Raw genomic sequence first — 9,672 nt, forward strand, 5'->3', positions numbered from 1 at the left:
AAAGCAGGATTTCATTGATGCGGGTCATGCTCGTCTCCCTCGCGAAGGCCGTCATTGGACCGAATATCCCCGACCCTCGAGACAGGCCGTCTGGGCGCGCTGATACTCGTCGCGCATGGCGTTCTGCGGCGTTGGTGGATGAATCGGAACGCCGCAGTGGCTCACTCCTCCCACGATCTGTGCTAGCCGCCTATCTTGCAGGATACTGGCCTGCCGAGGGTAATCATCCGGTTTAGGATGTTGCAGGCGATGATCGCCTCAGCTTCCCGTGACTTCTGATGACGAGCACGGAGCCGGTCGCCAATGATCGCCTTGTATCTGAAGACGGTGTTCTCCACGCGGGCTTGCCGATGGTACCCCGACTCCTTCTTCCACCGGCGGCGACCGATCTCCCTCACCCTCATGATTGTGCGATCGCGAGCACAGGGCCGTGGCCTTTTTCTCCGTGATCTCGTCGCTGTCTTCATCGGCGGAACGACGACTTTGGCGCCGCGTGCTCCAACAGCATCGTAGATCGCGATCGTGTCATAGGCTGCGTCAGCCGTGAAGCTTGCAATGCCATGTCCAAGTCCATCGACGAGATCAAGGGCAGTCTTCGCGTCGTCAGCACTCCCGTGAGTCAGGGCCTCGGCAACGATCAATCCAGATCGCTCGACACCGACATGGAGTTTCTTCCAGGCGCGCTTTCCACGTCCTCGATGCTTCACTGCCGCCCATTCGCCTTCGCCGACGATGGACAGCCCTGTACTGTCGACGATTAGATGAATAGGCTCATTGACTGCGACGCGATGCAGATCGACATTGAGGTCCTGACTACGACGAGAGAGGGTGGTGTGATCTGGGGCTTCGAGATCGACGCCCATCAAAGACAGTACCGATCGTAGGAAGCCCTCCGCTTGACGAAGCGGTAGCCTGAAAATGAGCCGGAGCGTCATGGCCGTTTCGATCGCGTGATCGGAGAACTTTCTCTGGGCACCTCGTCTACCGGACGGCGCTGGATTCCACGACGCGATGGCATCCTCTGAGATCCACAGAGTGATGTCGCCACGCTGCACGAGGGCTAGGTCGTAATCAGACCAGTTGCTCACGCGGTACTTTGTCTTGTATTTGGGATGTACTCGCGAGTTCATGCCGAGATCGTGGCCCATCCACCCCGCACATCGCTAGGACTTGGACACCGGATCACCTCAAGCCTGCGATTCATGCACCAACGCCGGTCATCTTCGCCTCCGGCTGCGCCCAATGGCACATCGCTTCTACGGTACAGGCACGCACACCGACGGCTGCCCCCGACCCTGCTTCTGAATGGCGCAGTCCCCAGCGTTTCCGAGCGGTTCGTCATTCTGCCAGTCGCTCATTTTGCAAACGGCTTCACCCATCCTCGTGCTCGCGTCGATCGCAGCGCAGAATTGCTTGACTGAACAGCCAACGCCATCTACCTCGGACGCACGCTCCGTGCCCAGGCAGGTATCAGCCGTGTCGCGAACGCCGTCCTTGTCACTGTCCGCCGTAGCTTCCGCCAGATCCGTCAGCGCCTGATCAAGTTCGCCTTCGGTTCGATCGAGAGCATCCCGCGTCGTCGACAGATCCACTTTCAACTGAGCCAAGCTATCGGAGCACATGGCGAAGTTGACGGCACACTCCGAAAGCTGGTCATTGGATGTTACGAGACCCGCGTTGCACGCAAAGAGATCGGCGCCCCACTGTGCCGCCACAGCTTGAGCATCCACGAGTTCGCTCGCATATTGAGCGGCGACGTCCTGGCGCTGAATCAAGTTGATCCGACAGCCTCCAAGATCCAGGGAGCACTGAGCCAGCTCGTTATTCGAGTCGTCTGGGAATGGGTCGCAGGCGGTCGGCGTAGCCATGGGTGTCGCAGACGGGGTGGCCGTGGGCGTCGCAGATGGCGTCGGCCCAGCCTGGGCGACAGCGGACCAAACTGTGACCGCAAGCGCGACAATTACGAGGGACCCTACGACAGAACGGCGGATCGTTGCGTTCGACACGGTGCTGCTCCTCATGTGCGAGGCTTGAATGGGGGAAACCACCCCATGTCGGGGCCGTCGGCCCTGAAATTCACCCCATATGGGCGACAGCGGACCAAACTGTGACCGCAACCGCGACAATTACGAGGGACCCTACGACAGAACGGCGTGATCGAGAGCTTCAACGGCAAGCTGCGCGATGAATGCCTGAACGCGAACTGGTTCGCCACGCTCGACGACGCGCGGGGTCTGATCGAAAGCTGGAGGACGGACTACAATGAGCAGCGGCCGCATTCGGCGCTCGGGAACATTCCCCCGGCGCAGTACGTGGCCAATCTGATGGAATGGGCTTCCCCGTAAGGCTGCGGGGCGGCTCTGCTAGGTGGACCAGAGATGGGGTCCGGGCAAAACCCGAGGAGAAGAGCACGAGACTGGACCAACCAAGGGGGCAGGCTCAAGAACCGCGAAGCTGCGTAAACTAACTTTAAACCTGGACCAGTTTATGCGGGCAGGTCAGTGTGAGTAATCGGATAGAGCTGGATCGACCGAACTGGTCAGATTTCCGGCGGTCTAACTACTGCATTACCTCACAGAGCGCCGGCTCTCCTCGCTCTTGCTCCTGGAGAGCGCAGCCCATGGGACCCCGCGAGTAGCCGCCATCTTTGCCCTGCTCGAGGGCCAGGTTCGCAGCGAAGAAGCGGAGCGGCTACGACGGGAGCGCGCAAGTCCCACCCGAGGCGGGTATTGCTCGCTCCCGCCGCCGAGGGCGGGCACCACCGACAGGGCTTAGTCTGCAACCACTAGTTATTGGGCGCGGGGCCGGTGCCGCTCAAAACTATTTCGTCCCCAAAAAAACCTTCTAGAACAACCTTGACGGTTATGTCTTCTGTAAAGAGCCCCGGCAAGGCCTCCGTCGCACCAGTACCCTGTAACCATCCAAAACTCGAAAAGCTACCGGTCAGAGCAAAGCCAGCGACCCCCCCGTAAACGCACCCAGTATTGAAAGTCTGGATCTTCATGGGCAGACCAGCCCCGATGGTTAGGTAGATCGCGTATGACTCGTTGGCCGCGGCACTTAGAGATAGACCAGGGGTATAAAAGGCAGTCCGACAAGCGAGAGCACGTACGTTATAGGACATATTCTCTGGAAAAAACCCACCCGCAGCGTCAGACAAATCCTGCGGCCCAAAGATGGTGGCCGTGCCACCTGGTTGGCCAGACACGCCCGTTATTAACCCATCCTCCGGAACGCTCAGTTGCACAAGTCGCCGTTCCAGAGGCGTGCCTTGCGCAAAGGCTGTGCTAACTGCTCCGAAGTAACACAGTATCGCGACAGGTATCATCATGGCGAATCTCGTCATCTCGATCTCTCCTCGGCTATCCATCACGTCCCCGTCACCAACTACTGTCAGGGCACAGGCGGTGCGATTTGTGACCACTTTTTTGGCTTCGAGCTGAAATTCTTGCACCGCAGCGGGGGCCGCGAAGAGTGGCAGGGCTAACAGGGCGGCGATGGCGTTGGTAACGAGCGTACGTGTCAGGGGGGTCCTCCAACTCGGCGCCGGGCCAGCGGTCCCACAGCGAGTAGCTGGCCCGGATGCGAATTCAGGGGGGCAGGCCACACGCTGCGGCAATTTCTGACACAGCACACCTCCATGTACGACTGTGAACGGCATACAGCACAGTTCCATGCAGGATGATGCACGGCATACACCACCCAGTAATTCAGGGCACCGGCGGTGTGATTTGTGACAACTTTTTTGACTTCGAGATGAGATTCTTGCGCCGCAGAGACGCTGAGGGGCCTGCGCATCGCCCCGCACACCGCCAGAGCCACGGGGCGTGAATTTTAGCTTCCCCTGTCAGATGATTAGCCTTACAATGGTTGCGTCGGTGGGGTCACGCGGGAGCCCAGAATGTTCAGCGAGAAGTGTGACCGACAGTGTTACCGGCAGTGTCACCGACAACTGGAAGTGGATGACCGCCCTGCTCTGGGTAGGCGTACGTCTTCATGGACCTGCAGCCTGGCACTAGCAAGCGCACTCTCACTCTGCATCGTCACGACGGGTGCGTTGGCCAAAAAAGCGCCCAACTCAACAGCCATGGGATCACGCGAGTGGGTTGGTTTGCCCGTGCGGGAACCGCTGTGCGCTCCGAGTTCGGACGACGAGCCCGTCAGCGCGATCTACCTCGATCTCGACATACAGCTACCCGCGGGACCCAGTTCGCTCATCGAGCTATCAGCCACGCGGGTTCGTAAGCAGCAATGGTTTGACGCGAGTTCCAACCAAAGCGACGTCATCTGCCCACTCAATCCCGCTGAGTCGACCCTGATTCTTGAATCATCATCCGGGGTCGACTGCGAGATCGAGCTCCCCACGGTCGAACCCCGGCTCGACCCGGTGGTCTCCCCGTCCGCCGACACGGGTTTCAGCCTTGATCTGATCTCGCTGGATCCGTCCACGCTTGCCCTGATTCTCGAATTCGCATCTGGGGAAAGCTGGGAGATCAGGCTGGCGACACTCGATGGTGGTCCACTCGAGCCCACAGCCTTCGCGTCCGATGGAACGGGATTCTTCATCAATTTGATCGAGTGGGGTGAAGATGGCGAACTCGTGGCCCTCGATGCGGACTTCGAAGTCGAGTTCGCGGACGGAAACTCGGTAGGGGGACGCATTCTTTGGAATGCACCGTGGACGCCGGACGAAGAACCGTTCGTCCCGCTGAGCGATGACGATTGGGCGAATGCCTGGCCGGGCGAGGTCTCGATGGAAGGCCCGGCCCTCAGACTGCTGGCCGATACGGGTTGGGTGGAGGAGTGGCTCGACTCGGCACCGCCAGAACGTTTTGCTCGAATCTGTTCGGGTGGCGCCCGAACGGCTTCAACCGGCTCTAACTCGGAATATGTTTTGTACTCGGAATATCGGTTTTGGGTCTCGAAGAAGCCGGGCACACAGCAAGTAGACTCCATCCGCTACTCGCGCGAGCTGGCCATAGACCCGAAGGCCGCCCGAAAGGCGGTCGCACCGGACATGGGTTCACTCTCCCAGGGAAGTCAATCCAGCGGCGCAGCGCGCCGGCCACAGGCTATCGAAGACCCGACGTCGACTGGGCTTGGGATCACGTCTTCAGCCTCGTCGAAATCCCCGACTCCACTCATTTCCCCATCCGGCTCCGAAAGCCCACTGGATCAACAGACCGGCGAAATCACTTCCGAGGTCAGGCCGGCTGGGCTCGCCGACGGCGAGCAGACGGAAGCCCACCTTGAGCGAGGAGAGACCGATTGGACGGCTCAGGCACGCAGCGTTGCTGTCGCTCGGAATCCCAACCCGCAAATGTCGCCCGACGACACCACGGGTACCGGGTCAGCCTCCGAAACCGGCCCGGCGCTTGCCCTTCTCGTCCGTGACGCGGCGGATGCGGTCGAGCATGGGAGGCCGGTGGGCGACACCTCGTCTCTCGGGAGTCGAATCGAGGCGTGGTGGCGCGCTGTGCGCGCGATCGCGGAGCACTGGTGGCGCGCAATCGAAGCGTTCATGATGGAGACTCACCCGTGAGTTCGAGACGCGCCGACCTCCAGCTCATGCGGCGGGTGGCGCTGCGCGATCCCAAAGCCGCCGCCGAGTTCTTCGACCTCTACGCGGATGAGATCTTCCGTTATGTCGTCCGTCGGATCGACGCCGTCGATGCTGAAGACGTTCTGCAAGAGGCATTCAAGCGCGCGCTCGTGAGCGCATCTACCTTTCGGGGTGAGGGAAGTCTCCGCTCCTGGCTATACGGGATCGCCCGTCATGCCCTGCTCGAGAGCTGGCGAGATCGAATCGACCCCCGGTCCTTCGTGGATCGGGCCGATCCGGGCCCGGGACCCGAGTCGATGGCGCTCCAAGGTGAGCAGCAGAAGCGACGCATCTGGGCCCTCGAGCAACTCCCCGATGAGCAAGCCATCGTTCTCGAGCTCCACCGCGCGGACGGCTTCTCGCACGACGAGATCTCGCAGATTCTGGGGATTCGCGCAGCCACCAGCCGCAAACGGCTCCAGCGGGCCCGCAAAGTTCTCGGCCGCGCTCTCGCAGGCGACGAGGCCTGCAACCCCGAACACGGGCGCCTCGACTCCTGGCGCCGCTCGTTGCTGATGCGAGTACTCCCCCAAGGAAATGGATCATGAAAGCCGGACTCGATCCGAAACGACGCGCGGCAATTCGCGACGGCGCCCTCAACGCCCTCTTCGAGCTCCCCGAGCGTATCGGGCGTTACGAAATCCGAGGCGAACTGGGACGTGGCGGAATGGGCGTCGTCTACGATGCGTTTGATCCGAGTCTCTCGCGTCCCGTGGCGATCAAGGTAATCGATACGCGGCGCCTCGCTGAAGCCGGGCTTGGTGACAGCGAATTTCACCAGCGGTTCGAACGCGAGATGCGCGCGACGAGCCACCTCTTCCACCCGAACCTCGTGACCATCCTCGACGCGGGAATCGCACGGGTTGGGGACGAACCGCAGGCCTATTATTTGATGGAACGCATCGAAGGAGAGTCGCTCGAACTTCGTCTGCGTCGGGCTGGGCCGATGGCACGCAATCAGGGCCTGCGGATCGGGGCCGCTATCGCGCGGGGACTGGCCATCGTCCATCGGGAAGGCCTCGTCCATCGCGACCTGAAACCTTCGAATGTCTTGCTCCCCAAGCGCGGTGAGGCCAAGCTCACCGATTTCGGCCTGTGCCAGTGGCGTCCCGATCCACTCGATCACGATGCGGAGCAGGGAATCATCGGCAGCCCCCACTATCTGTCTCCGGAGCAGGTCACACACGCAAACGTCGACTTCCGGGCGGATCTCTTTAGCCTTGGCGCAGTCCTGATTCACATCCTAACCGGCGCGCTGCCATTTCCCGCATCGTCCCTGTCCGCGCATCTGGGACGCATCGTTTCGGATGCGCCCGATGGGATGGATCGGCTCGATCGCGACGTCCGGAGCCTCGTCGCTGAACTCTTGGCAAAGGATCCCTCCGATCGGCCGGAATCGGCCGCGATCGTCGCAAAACGCCTCGAGACCCTCGCAGGAGCAACTGAGAGTGCGGCGCGCTGGAGGCACAGTGTGCGTCGAATGGCCGTCGGTGTGGGTTGCGTCGCCGCCGTCACCACATCCCTCGCGCTGTGGGCTCATCAAGATCTCGCACGCCTGGAAGCCGAGACCGATCAGCGTCGCAAGCAGCTGGAGGCGCAGCTCGAACGGAGTCAAGCCCTGACCTCGACCTTCACGGCGTTAACCAACTCCATGGCGGCTGAAAACCCTGAGGAACGCAGGGCCATCCGAGACGAAGTCACCGGAATGCTCAACCGCATCGCCTTGGAACGACGACGCTATGACGAAGCTTCGGCACGACTGTCGGCCCGGCTCAATGCGCTTCCGTGGAGCCTGCTCCGCAGCGTTCTACCGGATCGTTCCCACCCGGGGACGGTCGTCACAAAGTTCCCGGATGGCGGGCGGCTCAGTGATCCCGAGGGCCATCTAACCGCACAGCAGGCCCGGGAAGTCGAGGCCCAGTTGAAATCACTGAATCGGGAGCTGAAAATAGACGCACGCGTCCTCTTCGTCACGCCTGCGGAAGACGAGTCTTTCGCGGAATTCGGAGCCCGCACCTTCGAATCGTTGGATGCAATAGGATTCGGTCCTGGCGCGCGCGGACTGCTTCTCTTGGTCGACGTCGTAAACGGCCGCTCGAGGATCGAGATGGGCTACGCGCTCGAACCGCATCTACTCGATGCAATGGCAGGAGCGTTGGCTCGCCAGCACCTGTTGCCGGTCGAGTCGGATCGACTCAGCCTGGATTTGCGACTCATCCTCCGCGTGGTGCGCCTGCGCGTGCGGAGCGCATTGCTCGCCGGAACCTATTCGACCGCGCTGAATCTGGATGCCGCCGGACACTATGGCGCCGGCGGAGCCGGTGCATCGGCGACCATCGACGAGCCGCTCGCGACACTACCGATACCGCTCGATCCCAGCGCTCGATTGGCCTACGCGGCAGGAGCCAGTGTACGGGAAACCTACGACCGCTACCTGGATTGGCTGCAGCACGGCGGGTTCGACCTCTCCGTCGGGATCTTCAGCGCCGACACTCGCGCGCTGCTCTCCCAGTGGCGTCCGACCCCGGTCTACCTCGATCTGATGGCGCGCAGCCACCGGGCGGGGTCGGTCGCGGTCATCGAGCGAGAACAGGTTGCGATGCTCTACGCGATCAGCGACCCCCTCGCTCCTCCTCACTTCTTTCAGCGCGGAGCCGACGGCTGGCAGATCGACCTCGCTGCCAGAGACCGTCATGTCATTCGGATCGCGGGCGATGCCTTTAGCTGGAGTCTCAGGCGTGTCGAAGCCCAGCCACTGGCAGCGTTCCGAGCGGAACTCGAACCCGTCGACGGATTGATCCGCATCCGCGGAGCCGCCAATCAACCGCTCCCAGACACCCATCAATCACTCCCAGCCAAGCCTCAACCAGCCCCGATGGATAGGGCACCCGCAGACGCTCCGATCGCGATGGCAGGTTTCTAAATCGCGGCCCGCCCGCCTAGCGCCTGACCGGCGCGGGAAATCTCGCCCCAACGCCAAGCAGCGGTCACAAAGCGCAGCGCTGTTGCCCTTCTAGATGCGCCGTAAACCGAACTCATCACACGGGCGAGCGCGTCGGTTGACTGGATCCGTCGAACTGTGAGAGAGTGGAAGCGTCGCGCAGCAAGAGCGTTGATCCGTCGAACTGTGAAAGGATTGAGGCGGGCAACCTGGGTGGCGACATCGGTCGGGGAGTCACCACATTGCGGCGTGTCAGCGACACCCGTAGGGATTGAATCCCCGGAGGCCCGATGTCGAAACGCCTGCTGGCTCTGATCTGCTGTGTGTCGGCCTTCGCCTACGCGGCCCCCGTTTCGTCGAGTGTTCTCTACGAGGTCCTCACGCGGTCGGCCGATCCGCGGGTTTCGGCCGACGGCAGTGTCGTCGTCGGCGCCGCCGCGGGAACCGCCTACCGCTGGACGCTCTCGCGTTCCGGGGTGGCGAGGGAAATCCTTCCGATCGCGGGATCGCCGCAAATCCATGGCACCAACGCCGACGGCTCGGCGGTCGTCGGATTCACCGACAGCTTCGCCTTCTGGTGGACGGCCGCCTTAGGCACGCAGACCTTAGGCGCGCTGTTTGGCACCGCTTTGGATGTTTCGAGTGATGGCTCTGTTGTCGTGGGGGAATCCGAGGGGCAAGCCTTTTTTTGGAGGAGGCGCGGGCCCCATGGCGGCATCGGCTTCTTGCCAGGCGGCACGCGCAGCCGCGCGAATGCGATTGCGGGCGACGCCGGTCTGATCATCGTCGGATTCAGCTCCTCACCGACCCAAGCCTTCCGTTGGACGCCGGGTGCGGGCATGCAGAATCTCGGTAGCCTGCCCGACAGGGAGGGGCCCGGACTGGCGCGGGGCATCTCGAACAACGGCGACGCGATCGTTGGACAGTTCGGTTTCGAGGCGTTCCGCTGGACCGAAGCCGACGGCATGCACGGGCTCGGCTTCCTCTCCGACGATCGTGCCAACAGCAACGCCAACGACGTCTCGAGCGACGGCAATCGCGTTGTGGGCTATTCGCTGATCGACAACGGCGATCTAGACGCATTCTTGTGGACGCCGGAAGACGGAATGCGCTCGCTGGAGGTTGCTCT

At 62.0% G+C, this 9,672-nt stretch carries 6 protein-coding genes and 1 pseudogene; 5 read left to right on the top strand and 2 right to left on the bottom strand.

Going from position 1 to position 9,672, the window contains the following annotated elements:
• Positions 1-182 precede the first annotated feature (182 nt).
• Both IH881_18935 and IH881_18940 read right to left on the bottom strand, forming a co-directional pair.
• The gene (locus tag IH881_18935) at positions 183-1,148 is read right to left on the bottom strand and encodes an IS5 family transposase (protein MCH7869777.1); all 966 of its coding nucleotides are present in this window, start codon (positions 1,146-1,148) and stop codon (positions 183-185) included.
• Positions 1,149-1,256: 108 nt separating this feature from the next.
• Complete coding sequence (locus tag IH881_18940) at positions 1,257-2,006, bottom strand: hypothetical protein (GenBank protein ID MCH7869778.1); 750 nt, start codon at positions 2,004-2,006, stop codon at positions 1,257-1,259.
• 138 nt (positions 2,007-2,144) lie between these two features.
• On the opposite strand from IH881_18940, the pseudogene IH881_18945 reads away from it, so the two are divergent.
• The 5 genes and pseudogenes from IH881_18945 to IH881_18965 form a co-directional block, all read left to right on the top strand.
• Positions 2,145-2,345, top strand: a pseudogene (locus tag IH881_18945) (transposase).
• 1,766 nt (positions 2,346-4,111) lie between these two features.
• Positions 4,112-5,542 (top strand): hypothetical protein, encoded by a 1,431-nt coding sequence (locus tag IH881_18950; GenBank protein MCH7869779.1) that lies wholly within the window; start codon positions 4,112-4,114, stop codon positions 5,540-5,542.
• Complete coding sequence (locus IH881_18955) at positions 5,539-6,150, top strand: RNA polymerase sigma factor (GenBank protein MCH7869780.1); 612 nt, start codon at positions 5,539-5,541, stop codon at positions 6,148-6,150. The genes IH881_18950 and IH881_18955 overlap by 4 nt, the downstream gene beginning before the upstream one ends.
• Complete coding sequence (locus IH881_18960) at positions 6,147-8,525, top strand: protein kinase (protein MCH7869781.1); 2,379 nt, start codon at positions 6,147-6,149, stop codon at positions 8,523-8,525. Before IH881_18955 ends, IH881_18960 begins: the two co-directional genes overlap by 4 nt.
• A 308-nt stretch (positions 8,526-8,833) precedes the next feature.
• A partial coding sequence (locus tag IH881_18965) for a hypothetical protein (GenBank protein MCH7869782.1) occupies positions 8,834-9,672 on the top strand: 839 nt, incomplete at its 3' end.

The organism is Myxococcales bacterium (assembly GCA_022563535.1).
GTDB lineage: Bacteria > Myxococcota_A > UBA9160 > UBA9160 > UBA4427 > DUBZ01.